Genomic DNA, 20,555 nt, shown 5'->3' with positions numbered 1-20,555 from the left:
CGATGTGGCGGGCGGGACCGAGCGAGGTGCCGGCACGCCGACAGGCTTCGCACCGGGACGACTGAATTCAGCAAGCTGATCGGCGTGGTGCCGCAACGTGCGTCGATCCAGGCATATCGGCGCGGCACTCAGGCAGCTTGAATGGTGGTGCGCCGGCGTCCCTGCAGCCTGGCCGTTGCAAGATGCGCGCCACCGGCGTGCCGGAAGACCGCCACCTGCCCGCGTTTGCGTTAGCGCTCCTTCTTGAGCAGGCGCTGCAATTCCAGCGCATTGGAGGTGGCGCACCCGGCTGCGGTGTTGTCGAAGATCACCCAGCGTTCGGGCGGTGGCTGCGTACTGCCCGGATGGCTGGCGCGCACCGCCGCGGCCAGCGCCTGCAGTGCGGTGTGCGGGTAGCTGCTGTAGTAGATGCGCGGGGCGCCATGCCAGCGCCAATACAGCGGTGCAGCAGTCGGGCTCGGCAGCGAGGCTGCGGGCACTGGCGCCGGGTCGGCGGCGCAGTGTGCAATGCGATGGCGCGCCAGCAGCGCCTGCGCAGGTGCGGCGCGAACCAGCTGGCGTGGCGCGGTTCGCAGACCACGCCGCCGTCCCAGCGCCGGCGCAGCATCGCGAAAAACCGCGCGGCCACCGCGGCATCGAAGGCGGCGCTGGGCGGCAGTTGCAGCAGCAGGCAGCCCAGTCGTGTTCCCAGCGCGCCGGCCTGCGCCAGGAAGGCATCCAGCAGCGGCCCGGTGCCGTGCAGGCTCGCGTCGTGGCTGATGCTGCGCGGCAGCTTGACCGAAAAACGAAAATCCTCCGGGACGCTGTCGGCCCATCGCGCATAGGTGCTGGCGCGGTGCGGGCGATAGAACGAAGAGTTGATTTCCACCGCGTCAAAACGCGTGGCGTAGCGCTGCAATACGCTGGCGCCTTGGTCGAACTGTGCGCGGTCGGCGGCAGGAATCGACCAGCCTGCGCAACCACAACGCACACGTGCAATGGCAGCGGATGGACGAGCTGGCATGGCAGGCAAGCCGAGAGTGGCAGCACTCTATGCATGCGCGTGCGTCAGGATGCCGTGTGCATCGCACTCACGGGCGACTCACGCAGCGCTTCGATACTGGGCGCATGCCAGAAGGTCCCTCACTTGTCATCCTGCGCGAAGACACCCAAGCGTTTGTCGGTCGCAGGATCGTGCGCGTGTCCGGCAACAGCAAGCAGGACATCGCGCGGCTGGACCAGCAAAACGTGCTGGCACTGCGCAGCTGGGGCAAGCACTTTTTGATCGAATTTGCGCATTTCAGCGTGCGCATCCATTTCCTGCTGTTCGGCAGCTACCGCATCAACGAAGACAAGCCCAACGCGGTGCCGCGCTTGTGCCTGGAATTTTCCAAAGGCCAGCGGCTGAACTTTTATGCGTGCTCGGTGCAGTTCATCGAGCGTCCGCTGGACGAGATCTACGACTGGACGGCGGACGTGATGAACCCACTGTGGGACGCCGCACAGGCGCGCCGCAAGTTACGCGCCGCTCCGGCAATGCTGGCGGCCGATGCACTGCTCGACCAGACCATCTTTGCCGGCGTGGGCAACATCATCAAGAACGAAGTGCTGCATCGCATCCGCGTGCATCCGGAAAGCACCGTGGGCGCGTTGCCGGCGCGCAAGCTCGGCGAACTGGTCACCCAGGCACGCGACTACAGTTTCCACTTCTACACCTGGAAAAAAGCCTTCGTGCTGAAGAAGCATTATCAGGTGCACACCAAGACCAGTTGCCCGCGCGACGGCGCACCGCTGCAGTACCGCAAGCACCTGGGCAAGGCCGGACGTCGTGCGTTTTTCTGCGAGGTCTGCCAGCGCCTGTACCGCGCCGACCAGGCCTGATGGGCGCCGTGCCGTGGCCAGGAAAGCGCTGGTCGGATCGGCGAGTGCCTGCTGATGGACTGCGGTCTGAGGGATTGCGGTCACCAAGCAGCGGTCCGTGCGCGCCGAGCTATGTGATCCTGTCGTTGGCCTGCCAGTGATCGGATGGCGATGCGTCGTCGGTGAGCGTGCTGGCGTGACGGTGCATCAGCGTTCGAGGATGTGCATGGCGGTCTCGGATCGCGCGCGGGGTAGGCCGTTTTCGCGGTGCTGGCGCTTGGCCTGCCCCATCGCATGGCCAAACGAGTTGCCCGCCATGTTCTCGGAGGCTGTTGTCGAATCCGCTCACCGGCGCGCCCTCTATTCGGCCCGTGGCGCACTGGCAATTCGCTCGCGCCCACCTGCGGCGCAATGTGAATGGCGGCTGGCCCTTCCCAGCCAAACAACGAATTACAAACGCGCGCCGTCGCGCCGCCCGCTAGATTTGCGCGTCGCACACCAGGGTTCGCTGTGTGCGGCGTCGGCACTCTCATCTCATCGGTCTCCCGCATTGTGACTACCCGCAGGAAGGAAGCGCTTGTCCCGCATGTCGCCGCTGTCGCATGCACGGGCGCCATCCTGTTCTTTCTTGCCTGCCTGTTGCTGTACATGCCGCCGCCACGCGAAACCCCGCAACACGACGACACGTTGCAGGTGTATTTCGTGCCGCGGCCACAACAGACGCCGCCGACACCGCAGCAACCGCCGCAGGAGCCCGAGCGCAAGCCGCGGGTTGCCTCGGCCGCGCGTGCGGCGCCGCCGGTCACGCACACGCCGCCACCGCCGCGGCAGTCAGCCGCCGCCACTGCGCCTGTCAGCGATTCGATGTCGGCCCAGCTGTATACCCGCGACGGGCGCCTGCGCATGGCGCAGGTGGACCCGATGGCGCAGACCGGCAGCGCGGTGCCACCGGGGATGGCCGACGAACGCGCGCAGGCCAAGGCGCGCAAGATCATGGAGCGGGTCAACCCGGTGCAGTACCAGGAAACCCGCTTCGCCAAGGACTGGAAGAGCGATGGCACCTTGGGCGATGTGGCGGTGCAGGAAATGAATCGCGGCATGAAGAAGTTCAACGACATGCTCAACGGGCCGCAGACCCAGGTCGCCAAGGCGCGTCCGCCGCCGGACGTGCGCTTCAATCCCGCGCTCGCCGGCAATCAGGGCGAGATGGGCAGCGAGGCGACGGGCGATGCCTATAAGTCAGCGCCGATTGCGCATGAAACGCTGCCCGACCTCAAGGGGGAAGCCAGCCGTCGCATCCGCGAGGCACTGGCGGCGCTGGAACAGCGCAGTGCGCGTTGCGACGCCTCCAGGCGCACATCGCTGTTGTCGCCGGTACGCACGCACCTGTCGGATCTGGAACGTGCCGAGCACGCCTTGAACAACGGCGCCGATCCGGTGATGGCCGCACAGATGCTGCCGCGTCAGGCCGACAGCGCCTACGACCTGGCCCGCCGCGCGCTGTGGTACGCCGATCGCCAGTTGAAGCAGTGCGCGCTGGGGTGAAGGGTGCATTTGTGCTGTGGTGCAGACGCAGCTGGGGATGCGGCAGTGTCATCGCGAGATTCGGCGACTCGGTACCGCCGTACCCTTACCCCAACCCCCGTTCCACGCCCCGGCCCGCGCCTGCAGCACGGGCGCTCCAAGGCACGCACGCCAGTGACCTGCAAGCGGTGCGTTTACGCCCCGCCGGGAAGGGGGCTTACATCGTTTCCGCCTTGCCTTGCAGTTCAAACCAAGCGGCGAGGCTGAATTCACCGCGGAACAACTGACCGCGGGCGCTTCGCTTCAAACCCCGTCTTCTAGCGGAGAGGGATTGGGATGAGGGTACGTCTGCGAAGCAGCAGATCGATTCGCAGGCCTCAGGCCAGGCTCTGCCGGTAACGGTCCTTCTCTGCGCTCAGCGCGACTTCGGCGCGCAGAAATACCTGGCCGATCGGCTCGTCCGGGCCAGCGGATTGCGCTTGGCCCAACAAGACGGTCAGGCCCAGCGCATGTTGTTGCTGGGCGATCTCGCGCAGGCTTTGCAAGGTGCGCTCGGCGTCGGGGCCGCACAGCACGGCGATGAATTCCGCACTGTCGGTGACACGGTCGATGCTGTTGCCTGGCCCCTGCACCAGTGCTGCAAGGGCCTGGTCGAGCTGCTGCAGGTTGCGCCCGAGCAAACGTTCGCTCTGGCGCTCGGCCAGTGCGGCCAATTCCTGCACTTCCAGAATCACCAGGTGATAGCCCGTGTCTGCGACGGCCTGGCTGGCGACCGGGGCAACCGGCTGCAGGATGGCGTCGCGCTCGAGTTGCAGCTCGCGCTTGCGCTCGTCGAGCAGACGCATGGCCACCCGTGCAAGCGCCTGCAGGCCGGTGCGCTGCAGCTCGGTGAGCGTGCGTGGCTCGGTGTCGAGCACGCAGACCGTGCCCAACGCCACACCATCGGAAGTGACCAGCGGCATGCCGGCATAGAACCGCGCGCCGGTGTCGCCGGTGACCACCGAAATATCGGCAAATCGCGTGTCCTTGCGCAGGTCCGGCACTTCCATCAGTTGCTCGGGGCTGCGGATGGCGTGGTCGCACACTGCCTGGCTCCGTTCGGTCTGCTGCAGGCCCAGACCCAGCTGCGCCTTGAACCATTGGCGGTCGCGGTCCACCAGCGACATCAGCGCGATGGGTGTGTCGCACAGGGACGCGGCAACCTGCACGACGTCTTGATAAGTGTCCTCCGGCAGGCTGTCGACGATGCGATAGCCATCCAGGACCTGTTGGCGAGAGGCTTCGTCAGCTACGGGCATGTCTTTCATCGAATAAGCCAGGCAAGCGCGAACGCGAAAGCGGCAAGCATACCGGCAGCGCCGGTAATGCGGCGTGGATGCCGCCCTGCGGACAGCGCGAGGTGAGACGCCAGCGCCGCGTGCTGGCAGCGACCGCATGGGTCGTGTTTGCGAGGCGATCAGGCAGGGGATCGGGCAGGGCCACGATGGCGAACGACAGGCGAGGTGTTCGACATGCGCTGCGTGTAACGCACGCTGGCGAATGCGCCTGGACCATCTGCACCACACATTGCATGGTGCCGGCGGTGTCCACCCGGCAGTTGCGCGCCAGGGTCATCGCTGTTTCAACACGACGCGCACGAAGCACGCCCTGCTGTGTCCTTGCTGCTGTCGAGCACGCCTGCAGGCAGCGATCACAGGGCAGCAGGTGCATGTGCGTTGCTGCTGTAGCGCCGCAGCCACGCGGGGGAATACTGCGGTGGCGACGAGCATTCGGGCAGCGACTGACGCGCCGAACCACCACACGCTGCATCAAACATGACCCCTGCCCGCACCGGCCACGCTGCGTGCAGCAGCGCAGCCGGTGTGGCAGGTGCGATCAGCGCTTGACCGGCTTGCCGTCCACGTCCAGCACCTGCACGTCACCCAGCTTGAGCGCACGGACGGGAGCTTCGATCTTCTTCAGGTCGCCGACGATCACCCAGGTCATCGCCTCCGGCTTGATGATTTCCTTGATGGCCTTCTGCGCGGCCGGCTGGTCGATCGCTTCCAGGCGCGGCTTAAGCGTCTGCACGTAGTCGTCGGGGCGGTCGAACTGCACGATGCCCTCGATCGCCCCGAGCACCGCGCCGGTGGTTTCGAAGCTGCCGGGCAGGGCGCGGATGCGCTGGTTCTTGATCTTCTCGATCTCGTCGGTGGTCAGCGGCTTGTCGCCGATGATGGCGGTGGCTTCCTTGAAGATCTCGTTGGCCGATTCGGCGGTCTTGTCGGTCTGCACCGGTGCCGAGAACAGGTAGGGCCGCTGGCCCTGCGCATCCATCATGCGGGTGCCGGCGCCGTAGGCCCAGCGCTTGTTTTCGCGCAGGTTCATGTTCAGGCGCGAGGTGAAGGTGCCGCCGAAGGCGCCGTTGGCCACACCAATGGCCAGGTTGTCCGGCGCCTTGGTGGACGGAGCCAGCAAGCCGGCCAGGATCACCGATTGCGGCGCATCCGGGCGGTTGATCAGGTACACGCGCGGCTTGCGCTGGGCGGCGACGTTGGCCAGGTTCTTCTTCGGCAACGCCGTGGTCGGGACCTTCCAGTCGCCGAAGGTGGCATCGAGCTGGGGAATGATCTGCGCCAGCGTGGTGTCGCCGGCCACCAGGATGCGCAGGTTGTCCGGACGTAGCCACTGGCTGTGGAAATTCTGCAGATCATGCGCGTTGAGGCTCTTGATCGCCGCCTCGGTCCCGCTACCGGTGAGCGGGATGCCGTACGGGTGCTGGTTGCCGAACAGCAACGGCGGCAGCGCCCGCAGCGCCAGGCTGTTGGGCTGGGTCTTTTCCTGCGCGATGCCGGACAGCCACTGGCCGCGGACGCGTTCGATGTCGGCAGCCTTGAAGGCTGAATTGCGCACGATATCGGAGAACAACTGCAGCGAGGGCTGCAGCTGGTCGTTGAGCGCGTCCAGCGAGGCGCTGCAGCTGTCCAGATCGCAGCCGACCGCCGTGATCGCACCCAGGCGCTGGCGGCGCTGCGCCACTTCCACCGAGTCCAGCGCGGTGGTGCTTTCGTTCATCAGCGCGGCACTGAAGCGGGCGGTGCCGAGCTTGTGGCCCTGGTCGGCGGCGTAGCCGGCGTCGAACAGCAACTCCACCTGGGTGACCGGGATGGTGTGGCGCTCGGCCAGGATCACCTCGATGCCGTTCTTCAACTTGCCGCGCTGCAGCTTCGGAAAGCTCAGGTCCGGGAATCGATCGGTCTGCGGCACGCCCTTGCTGCGGTCCAGCGTGGAGGCGGTGACCTTGAACGCGCCCGCGGCCGGCAGCTTGGGCGCCGGCTTGCCGGGTTCTTCGCCAAGTGCCACCACCGCCTTGTCTTCGGCGGCCGGGTCGAAGTCCTTGCCGGCCGGCAGCACGGTGAGCAGGTAATCGCCCTTGCCGAACCATGTGGCCGAGGCCCGCTTGACGCTGTCGGCGGTGGCGGCCTGGGCACGCTGCAGATCCTTCTTGTAGGCGCCCGGGTCGCCGCGATAGACCTGGCCCTCGGCCAGGATCACCGCCTTGCCGGTGAAGCCGCCGACCTTTTCCAGCCCGCGCACGAAGCCGGCGCGGTAGACCACCTGCGCGCGCTGCAGTTCGTCGGCGGTGGGGCCCTGGGCGATGAACTTCTTGAGTTCTTCGTCGATGATCGCCTCGACCTTGGCCGGGTCCACGCCGTCCTTCACGTCGGCCTGGATCTGCATCTGGCTGGACAGCGCGAACGGCTGCACCGAGGCGGAGACGTCGTCCACCAGGTTGTCCTGGTAGACCAGGCGCTGGTACAGCCGCGAGGTCTTGCCGCCGCCGAGCACGGTGGTGGCCAGATCCAGCTGGATGAGGTCGTCGGTGCCCAGCTGCGGTGCAACCCAGGTGCGGTAGATGCGCGGCTGCGAGACATGGTCGTGCTGCACGCCGCGCTTTTGTGTTGCCAGCGGGGTCACCCACGGCTGCTGGCGTGCCACCGGCTTGCCGGACGGGATATCGCCGAAGTACTGCAAGGCCTTGGCGCGCGCCTGCGCCACGGTGATGTCGCCGGCCAGCACCAGGGTGGTGTTGGCGGCGCCGTAATTGTCGTTGAACCACTGTTTGACGTCCGCCAGCGAGGCCGCGTCCAGATCTTCCATCGAGCCGATGGTGTCGTGCTGGTAGGGGTGGTTGGCCGGGAACAGGTTGGACAGGATGTTCTGGTCCACACGGCCATACGGGCGGTTCTCGCCCTGGCGCTTTTCGTTCTGCACCACGCCGCGCTGGGTATCGAGTTCCTGCTGGCCGATCGCGCCGAGCAGGTGGCCCATGCGGTCCGATTCCAGCCACAGCGCGGTATCCAGCGCGGTGGTCGGCACGGTCTCGAAATAGTTGGTGCGGTCGAACCAGGTGGTGCCGTTCATGTCGGTGGTGCCGACCTTTTCCAGCGGCGCGAAGAAGCTGCCCTTGTTGTTCTCCGAGCCGGAGAACATCAGGTGCTCGAACAGGTGCGCAAAGCCGGTCTTGCCGGCCGGCTCGTCGCCGGAGCCGATGTGGTACCAGATGCTCACCGCCACCACCGGCGCCTTGTGGTCTTCGTGCACCACCACGGTCAGGCCGTTGGGCAGGGTGAAGCGGGTATAGGCGATGTCGGGAATGGCGCTGCTGGCCGCGCTCTTGGACAGGCTGGCCGGGGCGGCCGCGACGGCGGGGGCAACGGAACCGGCAGCGACGCCAAGCACACCGGCGATCAACAGGGACAGCGGACGCAGCATGTGACACTCCAGGACAGGGCAATCGGCCGAGGGTAGTGGCTGCTTGCCGGCGCCGCAAATGCGGATGGGCAGGGAACTGGCCTGGCGTCTGGCCGCGTTCAGTGCCGGGCAGGCGCCAGCGCGGGGCTCGCCAGCGCATTGCCACGGCGCGACGGCCAGGCGAACGCAAGCGCCAGCCTCAAGTTGCCCGTCGCCTCGCCGTTACCTGGGTCGACCTATCTTGACCAGACGCCGCCTGCCGATCACCCCATGACCGACCTGTTGCCGCCCGTGCCGATTCCCGTCGACGACGCCTTGCGCGTGGACGCGGTGCGCCGGCTGCGCGTGCTGGACACCGAGTCCGAGGCCGAATTCGACGATATCGCCTGGCTGGCGACGCACGTCACCGGCGCCACGATGGCGCTGGTGTCGCTGCTGGATGCCGATCGCCAGTGGTTCAAGGCGCGTTGCGGCACCGATCTGGAAGACACACCACGCAGCGCCTCGTTTTGCGCCCACGCGATCATGGGCACCGAGTTGATGGAAGTGCCCGATGCCGAAGCCGACCCGCGCTTCGTCAACAACCCGTTGGTGATCGCTGCCCCCGGCGTGCGCTCGTATGCCGGGGTGCCGTTGATCGGGCGCGAAGGCTACGCCTACGGCACCTTGTGCACGCTCAGCACCCAGCCGCGCGTGCTCGACGACAGCCAGAAGCAGGCCCTGATCCGCCTGGCACGCCAGGCCGTCAATCAGTTGGAAGCACGCCGCGACCGGCTGGACGCGCAGGCGCAGCAGCAGACCTTGAGCATGTTGCTGGAAGCCATGCCCGACGGCGTGGTGGCCTGCGGCACCGACGGCTTGCTGCGCGAGTTCAATCACGCCGCCCGGCAATGGCATGGCACCGACCCGCGCGTGCTGCCACCGGCGCAATGGGCGCTGCATTTCGATCTGTACACCGCCGATGGCAACAGCCTGCTGCCCACCGAGGAAATCCCGCTGCTACGTGCCTGGCGTGGCGAACACGTACGCAACGCCGAACTGTTGATTCGCGCCACCAACCAGCCGCCGCGCAGCGTGCTCTGCAATGCGGATCCGGTCATCGGCGACAAAGGCACGGCATGGGGCGCGGTGTGCGTGATGCACGACATCACCCAGCTCAAGGATGCTTCGGCCGCACTGGCCGGCGAACGCGCGCGCCTGCAGGCACTGGTGGACGCCTCGCAGGACGTGGCCATCATGGCATTCGACCCGCAGGGCCGTCTGGAACTCTTCAATCCCGGCGCCGAGCGCCTGCTCGGTTACCGTGCCGACGAGGTGCTGGGCACCTGCCCGGCACAGTTCCATCTGCCGGCCGAACTGGAGCGGCACATGGCGACGCTGGCGTTGTCGCCTCCCTCGTATCTGAAGCTGGCTGCCGCGGCGGCTGGCGATGTGCTGGCCGAAGAACTCTGGACGCTGGTACGCAAGGACGGCGATCTGCGTCGCGTGCGCCTGTGCTTCAACGTGATCCACGATGCGCAGCAGGGTCTGGCCGGGTACCTCGCGATGGCCATCGACGTCACTGCCGAATTGCAGGCGCAAGCGGCCGCGCAGCTGGCTGCCGAACGTTTCATCGGTGCATTCGAAACCGCGCCCCAAGGCATGGCCATCGTGTCGCTGGAAGGTGACTGGCGTGACGTCAATCCGGCGCTGTGCGGCATCCTGGGCTATGCGCGCGAGCAATTGCTGCGCACCACCTTCAAGCAGATCACCCATCCCGACGATCTGGAGATGGACCTGCAATTGGTCCAGGACCTGATCGACGGCAAACGCGACAGCTACAGCCTGGCCAAGCGCTACATCAGCCAGCAGGGCGCGGTGATCTGGGCGCAGCTGTCGGTGTCGCTGGTGCGCGATAGCAGCGGTGCGCCGGTGCATTTTGTTTCGCAGATCCAGGACGTGACCGAGCGCCATGTCGCCGCCGAACGCCTGGCCGAAAGCGAAGCGCGGCTGCGGGCCATCAGCGACGCCACGCCCACCCTGGTTGCCCAGTTCGATGCCGAGCAGCGCTACCTGTTCGCCAATGAAGCGCATCGCCACTGGCTGGGCGTGGAGCCTGCCAGCCTGGTCGGTCGCCACATTACCCAGGTACTGGGCGAAGACCTCAGCACTGCAGCGCGCGCTGCGCTGGCACAGGCGGTGGCCGGGCAGCGCGCAAGTTTCGAACATCTCCTGGGCGGCGGCAGCACGCCGCGCGACGTGGAAGTCACCCTGGTGCCCGAAACGCAGACTGCCACGCCCACGCAGGGCTTTTTCCTGATGGCGCACGATGTCACTGCGCACAAGACCCTGCACCGCCTGATGCACGAGCGCGCCACCCGCGATGCCTTGACCGGCCTGCCGAACCGGCAAGCGTGGTCTGAAGCGTTGCAGGTGGCGGTTGCGCAGGCGCAACAGCAGCAACGCGCGGTGGCCGTGATGTTCCTGGATCTGGACGGCTTCAAGCGCATCAACGATGTCTACGGTCACCGTGCCGGCGACGCGGTGCTGGTGGCGTTCGGCAGCTGCCTGCAACGCGCGGCGGGCGAGCGCTATCTGGTGGCGCGTCTGGCCGGCGATGAATTCGTCGTGTTGCTGGACGGGTTGGAAGATGCGCAGGCCGAATGTGCTGCGGTGGCAGAGCGTATCCGCACGCTTGCCGCGCAAGGCGCCACGTTCGGCGATGAGCATCTGCCGATCCAGCCCAGCATCGGTGTGGCCTGGCAACACGGCGCACAGGCCGAGGCGTCCAGCTTGATGCATGCCGCCGACGAGGCGATGTATGCAGCCAAGCGCGCGCGGCAGCCAGAGGGGCAAGCGCCTCGCTCTTAGGCGTGGTTGGGCTGAGGGTGCAGGACAGCGCATGCGCACTGGCGGAGGCTGCTTACTGCTGCTGTTAGGTGCAATCGCACATCGCAAGCCGCAAGCCGCAAGCCGCAAGCCGCACAGCACACAGCACACAGCCAGTGCCTGATTGCGTGACAGCGGGCGTAGGATCAGCGTGGTAACCAAAGGTTGCGGGCAGTCGTCAGGCAGTTGGACGACGCAGAGCACACAGATTGCCCACGCCACTGGGCGATCGCGCGGCACAGTCTCGCCCGGAAAACGCCGTGTCCGCATTGCAAAAAGGCACCGATACGCGTCCCTGCCTGGAGAATGCGCGAGAGAGCGCGCCGAAACCGACCATGGCACGTCGTACGCCGCTGTTGGTGCTCAGGTACACGGTTCAGTCGCTTTACAGCAATACACCCACGCGTCGCGCAGGCTGGCGATGGCGGGTTCGACCCGCGATTGCGGCGGACCCAGGCGCGGACGCATGGCAGATGGCGGTGGCGTGTCCCGATCCGGAAACTTCAATCTCCATCATCGCTGCAGATGCCACCGACATCGCCTGCCGCACAGGAGCGAGCGCTCGTGTGCATGGCAGGCGATATCGCTCACGCCCGCAGCCTGTGGTCGTGCGCAGCTTGCTGGCTGGCCACCGGCTTCGTCGCGGCAAGCACGTTCGCTGCGCTGCTTGCCTGAGGCTGGCCGGCATCGGATGTCAGTCGGAACACCGCCACCGCGCGTGCCAGGTCCGCGGCCTGGTCTTCCAGGCTGCGTGCGGCTGCCGTGGCTTCTTCCACCAGTGCTGCGTTCTGTTGGGTCATTTCATCCAGCTGCATCACGGTGGTGCTGACCTGCTCGATACCGGCGCTCTGTTCGGTGCTGGCGGCGGTGATCTCGGCCATGATGTCGGTCACGCGCTTCACCGAGCTGACCACCTCGGTCATGGTGCTGCCGGCCTGTTGCACCAGGCCCGAGCCCTGTTCCACCTTTTCCACCGAGTCGGAAATCAGCTGTTTGATTTCCTTGGCTGCACCGGCCGAACGCTGCGCCAGTGCACGCACTTCCGTCGCCACCACCGCAAAGCCGCGGCCCTGTTCGCCGGCACGTGCAGCTTCCACCGCTGCGTTCAGTGCCAGGATATTGGTCTGGAACGCGATGCCGTCGATCACTCCGATGATGTCGGAAATGCGCGCCGATGCCTGGGTGATCGCCTGCATGGTGATGACCACGTCCTGCACCACGCGCCCGCCGCTTTCGGCGACGTCGCCGGTGCCCTTGACCAGCTGATTGGCCTGGCGCGAGTTGTCGGCATTCTGGCGCACGGTGGAGGTCAGTTCTTCCATCGAGGCGGCGGTTTCTTCCAGGTTCGCAGTCTGGTTCTCGGTGCGCGTGGACAGGTCGGCGTTGCCGCTGGCGATCTCGCCGGCAGCGGTATTGATCATCTCGGCCGAATGCTGGATGCCCTGCACGATGCTGGTGAGTTGGATCGCAGTGCGGTTGGCGGCATCGGCCAGGCGACCGAACGCGCCTTCGTAGTGCGACTCCACGCGCTGCGACAGATCGCCATCGGCGATCGCGGCCATGATGCGGCCCACATCGTCCAGGCCGGCATCGGCCTGCTGCATCAAGCGGTTCAGTGCCTGCACCATTTCCGCAAACGCGAACTGATAATGCGATTGATCGCCACGTGCGGAGAAATCGCCGCGCGCAGCTGCATCGGCCAGGCGCGCGATGTCGCTGTTGATCGCAGACAGATTCTCTTTCACCGTGTCCAGCGCCTGATGCAGGGCAGCGCGCTGGCCGGGCAGGCGACGCATGTCGCGGCGCAGATCGCCACGGCCGTAGTCGCTCATCACGTCCATCGCTTCGTTGATGGCGTCCAGGTGTTCGAACACCACCGTGTTGACGCCGTGCGCCAGCGTGCCGTAGTCGCCGGGGAAATCTTCCGGAATGCGGTGCGCGATGTTCTCGCCCTGCTGCAGCCGGATCATGGTCTGCATCTCGCCGTTGAAACGCTGCAGCTGGGTCTGCATCTGCTGCATGCTGTGCATCAGCTGGCCGGTTTCATCGCGCGATTCCACGCGGATGTCGTTGTCGAAGCGGCCCGAGGCGATGGCTTCGGCAGTGCGCGAGGCGGCGCGCAGCGGCGCAGCCATGGCCGAGGCGATCAGCCAGCACAGGCCGATCACCAGCGCCACCAGGGCGCCACCGATCAAGGTCAGGGTGCGCGTGAAACCCGAGGCCTGCACCTGAATATCTTCGGCATAGACGCCCATCACCAGCACCCAGTTCCAGGCCGGAAAGGTCTTGGCATAGCTGATCTTCGGCAGCTGTTCCTTCTTGCCCGGCTTGGGCGCATCGTAATAGCTGAAGCCGTCGCCGCTATCGATGGCGGTCTTGATGTCGCGATACACGTATTGACCGGCATCGCTCTTGTAGTCGGTCATGTCGGTGCCGACCGGGCGCTTGGGATGCATCAGGATGCGCATCTGCGGGTCGACGATGAAGAAGTAATCCACCCCGTCGTTGGTGCGCATGTCGGCCAGCGTGGTGCGGGCGGCTTCTTTGGCCTGCTCAAGGCTCAGTTCGCCGGCTTTGACCTTGTCGGCATAGTGCTGCATCACCGTCAGGCCCATCTCCACCTCGGTCTTGACGCTGAGCTTGCGCGCCTCCACCAGATCCAGATATTGCAGACGTGCGGCGGCCATCGCCAGCAGGATCACGCCCACTGTCAATAGCGTGCACAACAGGACGAACTTTCGGGTGAGCGGGAGATTGGCAACAGAACGACGCAGGAGGGAAACGACAGGCATGACAACGACATCCAGAACGCGCGCACGGCGCTACATCATGGATAGCGGATGATTCACATGCAGGTTGAATGCTAACTGCGGCAGCGTCCGCTCAGGCGATGCAACAACGTGCCAATGCAATGTCGGAGCGCACCGGCCGCGACAAGACGTTAGCCATAGCGTTTCTCTGGCCCGCGCGCTGCGACGCAGGCGTTCGCAACGGTCCATCGATGCGACGGCGGACACGCACTGCGTGCCCGCCGCCTTGCATCAACTTGCTGCGCAGAAGCCGAACTCGGCCGTTGCACCGGGCGCCAGCGTGCGGTTGAAGTCCACGCCGCTGGCCTGGAGGGTGGTGCCGCTCTGTGACCAGGTGACGTTCCAGGCGTTGTTGACGGTGCCGGTGACTGTCAGCGAGATCGACCAGTTGCCGCTGACGGTGCCGGTATTGGTGACCTGCACGCGGTTGCAGTAGCCACCGTTCCAGGTGCTGTCCCGGATCACCTTGGTACTGAAGCCCGCGCTTGGCGTCGGCGTCGGCGTTGGTGTGGGAGTGGGGGTCGGCGTGGGTGTCGGTGTGCTGTTGCTGGCCGTTCCCCACAGCGTCCGCAACAAGGTCATCTTGTCTTCGCGCACGCTGATCCAGTCGTCGCGCAGGATGCCGCCGGTATCGCCGCTATTGGGGTTCCACGACCAATAGAAGCCTTCGTTGATGCCCTTGCTGCGCAGGTACTTCACCAGCGCGTCCTGCCAGACCTTGTCGCGCGCATCGCCGTCGCCGTACTTGCCGCCGAATTCGCCAAGCAGCAGCGCGTGATTGCCGGCAAACTGGCCGAAATGGCGGTCCCAAATCGCGGGCATGTTGTTGGGGAAGTTGCTGTCGTTGAAGTACGACTGCACGAACACGTCCGGGCCGTACACATGCGGTGCCAGCAACAGGCGGTTGGCCGGAATGTTCAATGGGGTGCAGGCCAGCGGCTGCAGGCTGCCACCCCAGAAGATGCCGCCATTGGTCGAACACGCCGGGTTGTCGGTGATGCCTTCCACCGCAATGATCCACTTCGGCGCCACCGCAAGCACAGCGGCAGAACCGCGCTCGGCGGCCTTGTTCCAGTCGGTGGCGGCGTTGCCGGTGCCCCAGGTGGCGGCGCCGTGCGGCTCGTTCTTCAGATCCACGCCGATCACGCTCGGCACGTTCTTGTAGCGGTTGGCGACAAAGCGCAGGTCGTCCAGCCATTGCGCTTCGGAATACGTGCTGGTGTACCACAGCTCGGAAATCGCCGCGCAATTGGGCGTGTGGTGATCCAGCAGCACATACATGCCGCGTGCGTTGAATTCGTTGATCACCTTGTCGAGGATCTGCAGCGAGGTCAGACCCTGCAGATCGGCGTTGCGGCTGTAATCAATGCTGCTGGGCATCTGGCCGCTACGCAGCGTAGCCGGGCAAAACGGCAGGCGCACCGCGTTGAAGCCCAGGCCCTGCATCTGGTTGATCATCTCCTTCCAGTTGCGCGCCCACAGGCCATGCATGACATGGTTGCCGGTCTCGAAGCCGAACACGTTGACGCCCTTGAGCTGAACCACTTTGCCGTTGTCGTCGACGATCTTGTTGTTGCTGACCGAATAGCTGAAAGCCGGTGCGGCGGTGAGCGCTAACATCGTTGCCAATGCGAGCGTACTTGCAGCCCTGAAGATGGACATGGTGGTCTCCTTGGATGACCGAGCCCGACAGCCGGGCGCGGTGAGGGGGCATCTTGGTCTTCGGCTGCGTTGTGTGGCGTGACCGCTGCCACAGAAGAGCGCAGCGGCGGACCGATCACACGCAAGCTGCGGGCGAGGTCGCTTTCCCGCACACTATCGATGCTGCGTGCTGCGTGCTGCGTGCTGCGTGCTGCGTGCTGTCTGCAGGCTGTCCTCTTTGTCCCCCGGAGTGTCTCTCAATGTCTTTGTTGCGTGCCGAAATGGCGCAATGGCGCGCCTCCCCCGCGCGCGAACTCATGGCCGGTGCGGTCGCCACATTTGCGCTGATTCCCGAAGTGATTGCGTTCGCCTTCGTCGCCGGGGTGGATCCGCAGGTGGGCCTGTTCGCATCCTTCGTGATCGGCATCGTGATTGCGTTTTGTGGGGGGCGGCCGGCAATGATTTCTGCTGCGGCCGGCTCGGTGGCGCTGGTGGCTGCACCGCTGGTGGCCGCGCACGGGCTGCCATATCTGCTGGCCGCCGGCTTGCTCGCTGGCCTGGTGCAGATCCTGTTCGGGTTGTTGCGGCTGGGCGTGCTGATGCGGTTTGTCAGCAGTTCGGTGCGCACCGGTTTCGTCAACGCACTGGCCGTGCTCATCTTCGCGGCGCAAATGCCGCATCTGCTCGGCGCCAACCTGACCACCTGGGTCATGCTGGGCGCAGGTCTTGCCATCATCTACGGCCTGCCGCGTCTGCGTCTGCCGGGGCTGTCGGCAATTCCATCGCCCTTGCTGTGCATCCTGTTGCTCAGCGTGGCCGGCACTGCGCTGCATCTGCCGCTCAAGACGGTGGCCGATCTGGGCAAGCTGCCCAACGCGCTACCGTTCCTGCAATGGCCGGCGGTGCCGTTGACGCTGGAGACGCTGCGCATCATCGCGCTGCCGGCGCTGGCCATTGCCATGGTGGGCCTGCTCGAGTCGATGATGACCGCGCGCGTGGTCGATGAACTCACCGATACGCCCAGCAACAAGAACCGCGAATGCACCGGGCTGGGCATCGCCAATGCAGCGGCCAGCCTGTTCGGCGGCATTGCCGGCTGCGGCATGATCGGGCAAACCGTGGGCAACGTGAAATACGGCGGCCGTGGCCGGCTGTCCACGTTGTTCGCCGGCGTGTTCCTGCTGGTGCTGATGGTGCTGCTCAAGCCGTGGGTGTCGCAGGTGCCGGTGGTGGCGTTGGTGGCGATCATGGTGATGGTGTCGGCGGAGACCTTCGACTGGCGCTCGCTGCGCACCGTGGTGACCCACCCGCGCACCTCCAGCGTGGTGATGCTGGCCACCGTGGCGGTCACGTTGTTTACGCACAACCTAGCGGCAGGTGTAGCGGTTGGCGTGCTGCTGAGCGGGGTGTTCTTCACCTTCAAGGTGGCCGGGCTGCTGCAGATCGCGCATGTCGATGGCGCGGACGGGGTGCGCACCTACAGCGTGCGCGGGCAGGTGTTCTTTGCCTCGGCCGATGTGTTCATCGACGCCTTCGACGCACGCGAGGTGCCCGGCCGCGCAGTGGTGATCGATGTCGGCCGCGCGCACTTCTGGGACATCACCGCGGTGGCGGCACTGGACAAGGTGGTGCAGCGTTTGCGCCATCATGGTCTGGAAGTGCAGGTGAAAGGCTTGAATGCCGGCAGCCGACGCCTGATGCAGCGGCATGCCCTGGGCGAAGACGCGCTGGAATCGTCGCTGCCCTAGGCGGCGGAATGCGCCTGGCACGCATGCGGGGCGTCATGCCGGGCTGTGCGTGCGCTGAGCGCGGTGGCGAACCAATTCAAGTTCCGGCGGGCGACGCCGATGATTCGGCATCCTCATTGCCGGTCGTCGCTGTGATGCCAGTGGGTTTCAACCCGAGATATGTGCCTGCGTGCCAAGCCCGGCACTGCGGGTTCGTGTCCGCCCGCCGGAGGGCGCAGCCATGACCAACACGCCGTTGCTGGAACGGATGGTGGACCTGACCGCCATCCGCGATGCGGACCTGCTCGATCTGAGCCTGTTGCGCACCGTGCGCGAGGTCTGCGCGGCCGAAGAACTTTCGCTGCTGCGCATCGCCCCGGACAGCAACAGCATCGCCGAAACGCGCCTGCGCGACGACGGCCGGCTGGCGCTGACGGTGGCCGAGATCCACGATGCGCGCACGCGCATCCAGCTGGCCCAGGTGCATGGGCCGGGCGATGTGGTGCAACTGCACGAAGACGGCCGCGCCTTGCTGGTCTACCCGACGATGGAGGCGCGCGGCATCCGGACCTGCCTGCGAGTGGGCGGGACGCGTATTCCCGGCGTGGCCGAGCAAGCGATGCTGCAGGGCTTTGCGCGCTTCTTCCAGAACTACCGCAGCCTGCTCGACGACGCCCAGCGCGACGCGCTGACCGGCCTGCGCAACCGCAAGACGTTCGACGAGCTGATCTTGCGGCTGTTTGCCGGGGGTGCCGACTCCGCCGCAGAGCAGGGCGTGTGGCTGGGCATCGTGGACATCGATCACTTCAAGCGCGTCAACGACACCTTCGGGCATCTGTATGGCGACGAGGTGGTGCTGCTGGTCGCGCAGCTGATGCAGCGTGCGTTTCGCCAGGACGACCTGCTGTTCCGCTTCGGCGGCGAAGAGTTCGTGATCGTGTTGCGCGGCGTGGACCGCGACACGGCCGTGCATCTTTTCGAGCGATTCCGCCTGGCCGTGGCCGAGCACCTGTTCCCGCAAGTGGGGCAGGTCACGCTCAGCACCGGCATCGTCGCACTGACCCACGGCCGGCTGATCAGCGAAATGCTGGACGAAGCCGACAAGGCGCTGTACTGGGCCAAGCAGAACGGCCGCAATCGCGCGGCGGTGTATGCCGAGCTGATTGCCGGCGGGCACTTGCAGCAGGTTGCGCAACCGGTGGGCAGCATCGATCTGTTCTAGGCGGCAGCGCGGCGCTGAAGCAGGCCAGAGCTGTTTGCCGTGGATGCAGACACGGCGCTTCTGCAGCACTTGTCGCACTCGCATCGCAGGCATCGGCTCAGCTGCAGGTATCGGCCCGCATGCGATGCTGGCTACACTCCAGGGCTATCCAAGATCTGGGGTGTGCAATGAAGCGAGTTGCCGTAGGACTTCTGGCGATGGCGGTCTCGACCGCACTGATGGCGGCCACGCCGAGTTTCGATGGCGCGCGCATCTCGCGCGACGTCAAGGAACTGGCCTCCGACGCCTATGAAGGCCGCGGCCCGGCCACGGCCGGTGAAGAAAAGACCATTGCTTACCTGAGCAAGCAGTTCGCCGAAGCCGGTCTGCTGCCGGGCGGCGATCTGGCCAATGGCAAGCGCGCCTGGACCCAGGCGGTGCCGTTGCGGCGCGCCGATATCGTCGGCACGCCGACCATTGCCGTGCAGAACGCCGGCAAGCCGCAAGCGCTGACCCAAGGCAGGCAAATCGCCATCCGTGCCGCGCTGGATGGCTCATCCAAGGTGGAGATCGCCAACGCGCCGCTGGTGTTCGTCGGCTACGGCGTCAAGTCGCCCGAGCGCAACTGGGACGATTTCAAGGGTGTGGACCTGAAGGGCAAGATCGTGGTGGTGCTGATCAACGAGCCGGACTTTGAAACCGGCAAGGGCGACTTCGACGGCACCGGCATGACCTACTACGGCCGCTGGACCTACAAGTACGAAGAGGGCGCGCGCCAGGGCGCACTCGGCGTGCTGGTGGTGCACGAAACCGCGCCTGCCTCGTACGGCTGGGACACGGTGGCCAGCTCCAACACCAACACCATGTTCGACGTGGTGCGCGACAACCCGCGCAGCGCGCATCCCACGCTGGAAGGCTGGATCCAGCGCGATCTGGCCACCGAGCTGTTCAAGCACGCCGGCCTGGATTTCGAGACCTTGAAGAAGCAGGCGCAGACGCGCGATTTCAAGCCGGTCGAGCTCAAGGATCAACGTTTGAGCGCCCGCTACCAGGTCAAATCCGACGTGATCACCTCGCACAACGTGGTGGCGCGGCTGGAAGGCAGCAAACACCCGAACGAGACGCTGATCTACAGCGCGCACTGGGATCATATTGGCGTGGGCAAGCCGGATGCACGCGGCGACACCATCTTCAATGGTGCATTGGACAATGCCAGTGGCACCGCCGCGCTGCTGGAGCTGGCGCGTGGTTTCGCCAAGGGACCAACGCCTGAGCGCTCGGTGGTGTTCCTGGCCGTCACCGCTGAAGAAAAGGGCCTGCTGGGCTCGGAGTTCTACGCCTCCAAGCCGCTGTACCCGCTGGATACCACGGTGGCGGTGATCAACATGGACGGCATGAATCCGTTCGTGCCCTCGCGCGACTTCGGCATCTACGGCACGGCGAAACTCGAACTGCTCGATCAACTCAAGAGCGTGGCCGCGCAATCCAAGCTGCGTTACACGCCCGATCCCAAGCCGCAGGCCGGGTATTTCTTCCGTTCCGATCACTTCTCCTTCGCCAAGCGCGGCGTACCGGCGCTGTCGTATGCAGCCGGCCAGGATTGGGAAGTGGGCGGCGTGGCGGCAGGAAAGGCAGCCGCCGACGACTACACCGCCAAGCGCTATCACCAGCAAGGCGACGAATGGAAGCCGGATTGGACCTTCGCCGGCGCCGCCCGCGACCTGGGCGTGCTGTATGCACTGGGCCAGCAGCTGGCCGACTCGCGCCAGTGGCCGAACTGGAGCCAGGATTCGGAGTTCCGCGCCACCCGCGATGCCAGCGCGGCGGCACGCAAGTAAGGCCGGCGCACACCGCCATTGCGCCAGGACCAGGACGGCTGCCCTGGCGCAAAGCGGCGTGTGCCATCGCGACATGCCACTTTTGAAAGAGCCTCGCCTGACACGCGGCGCGTGCTGCTGGTTGTCGGTTACACCAGCCGGCGAGCGTAGTGTGCAATGTCTTCGCCAGTTACGGCATGGATGCCGCCATCGCGCCTCGGGATTGGATTCACCGCGTGTCCGCGCGCGGCGAGGGCACTGCGCACGCGACAGGCAGGCTTGAAGATCGCCGAGCGCTCGCACACGCGAACGCCCAGCATCTTCAGGTGGCTACTGACGAAGAGTGGAGTTGTCACGAGGCGAGTCTGCGCGTTGCTGCGGGGCCCTTGCCTTT

General features: G+C 65.8%; 11 protein-coding genes and 1 pseudogene. 6 read left to right on the top strand and 6 right to left on the bottom strand.

Features of this window, described 5'->3' with window-relative positions; translation table 11 throughout:
* Positions 1–230: 230 nt before the first annotated feature.
* A pseudogene (locus J7367_RS09230) lies at positions 231–1,003 on the bottom strand (DUF72 domain-containing protein).
* Positions 1,004–1,107: 104 nt separating this feature from the next.
* Here J7367_RS09230 and J7367_RS09225 point away from each other — a divergent pair.
* Positions 1,108–1,860, top strand: a complete 753-nt coding sequence (locus tag J7367_RS09225; protein ID WP_057661410.1) for a DNA-formamidopyrimidine glycosylase family protein — start codon at positions 1,108–1,110, stop codon at positions 1,858–1,860.
* A gap of 618 nt (positions 1,861–2,478) precedes the next feature.
* On the top strand, positions 2,479–3,384 hold the full coding sequence (locus J7367_RS09220; RefSeq protein ID WP_176215032.1) for a hypothetical protein: 906 nt from the start codon (positions 2,479–2,481) through the stop codon (positions 3,382–3,384).
* Positions 3,385–3,740: 356 nt separating this feature from the next.
* On the opposite strand, the gene J7367_RS09215 is transcribed toward J7367_RS09220, so the two are convergent.
* From J7367_RS09215 to J7367_RS09205, 3 genes are all read right to left on the bottom strand, one after another.
* Complete coding sequence (locus tag J7367_RS09215; RefSeq protein WP_057661414.1) at positions 3,741–4,670, bottom strand: GAF domain-containing protein; 930 nt, start codon at positions 4,668–4,670, stop codon at positions 3,741–3,743.
* A complete protein-coding gene (locus J7367_RS09210) occupies positions 4,648–5,073 on the bottom strand; it encodes a hypothetical protein (RefSeq protein ID WP_176215031.1) in 426 nt (141 codons plus the stop codon). The genes J7367_RS09215 and J7367_RS09210 overlap by 23 nt, the downstream gene beginning before the upstream one ends.
* Before the next feature lie 165 nt (positions 5,074–5,238).
* A complete protein-coding gene (locus J7367_RS09205) occupies positions 5,239–8,118 on the bottom strand; it encodes a pitrilysin family protein (RefSeq protein WP_057661416.1) in 2,880 nt (959 codons plus the stop codon).
* A gap of 138 nt (positions 8,119–8,256) precedes the next feature.
* Between J7367_RS09205 and J7367_RS09200 the strand changes: the two genes are divergently transcribed.
* The gene (locus J7367_RS09200; RefSeq protein ID WP_343124459.1) at positions 8,257–10,947 is read left to right on the top strand and encodes a PAS domain S-box protein; all 2,691 of its coding nucleotides are present in this window, start codon (positions 8,257–8,259) and stop codon (positions 10,945–10,947) included.
* Between the two features lie 605 nt (positions 10,948–11,552).
* Here the strand turns inward: J7367_RS09200 and J7367_RS09195 are convergent.
* Both J7367_RS09195 and J7367_RS09190 read right to left on the bottom strand, forming a co-directional pair.
* The gene (locus tag J7367_RS09195) at positions 11,553–13,739 is read right to left on the bottom strand and encodes a methyl-accepting chemotaxis protein (protein ID WP_057661474.1); all 2,187 of its coding nucleotides are present in this window, start codon (positions 13,737–13,739) and stop codon (positions 11,553–11,555) included.
* 267 nt (positions 13,740–14,006) lie between these two features.
* Positions 14,007–15,437 (bottom strand): glycoside hydrolase family 5 protein, encoded by a 1,431-nt coding sequence (locus J7367_RS09190; RefSeq protein ID WP_057661421.1) that lies wholly within the window; start codon positions 15,435–15,437, stop codon positions 14,007–14,009.
* A 239-nt stretch (positions 15,438–15,676) separates the two neighbouring features.
* Between J7367_RS09190 and J7367_RS09185 the strand changes: the two genes are divergently transcribed.
* From J7367_RS09185 to J7367_RS09175, 3 genes are all read left to right on the top strand, one after another.
* Entirely contained in the window at positions 15,677–17,164 is a 1,488-nt protein-coding gene (locus tag J7367_RS09185; protein ID WP_057661422.1) for a SulP family inorganic anion transporter, read from the top strand.
* A gap of 220 nt (positions 17,165–17,384) precedes the next feature.
* A complete protein-coding gene (locus J7367_RS09180; RefSeq protein WP_057661424.1) occupies positions 17,385–18,365 on the top strand; it encodes a GGDEF domain-containing protein in 981 nt (326 codons plus the stop codon).
* A gap of 167 nt (positions 18,366–18,532) precedes the next feature.
* Positions 18,533–20,182 carry a M28 family metallopeptidase gene (locus tag J7367_RS09175; RefSeq protein ID WP_057661426.1) on the top strand — a complete coding sequence of 550 codons (1,650 nt, stop codon included), beginning with the start codon at positions 18,533–18,535 and terminating at the stop codon, positions 20,180–20,182.
* The last annotated feature ends 373 nt before the right edge of the window (positions 20,183–20,555 follow it).

Origin of the sequence: Xanthomonas sp. D-36-1, from assembly GCF_017746155.1 — a bacterium.
Classification (GTDB): domain Bacteria; phylum Pseudomonadota; class Gammaproteobacteria; order Xanthomonadales; family Xanthomonadaceae; genus Xanthomonas; species Xanthomonas cissicola.
The sequence above is the reverse complement of the archived record's forward strand: the minus strand, read 5'-3'. Positions and strand labels throughout refer to the sequence as shown.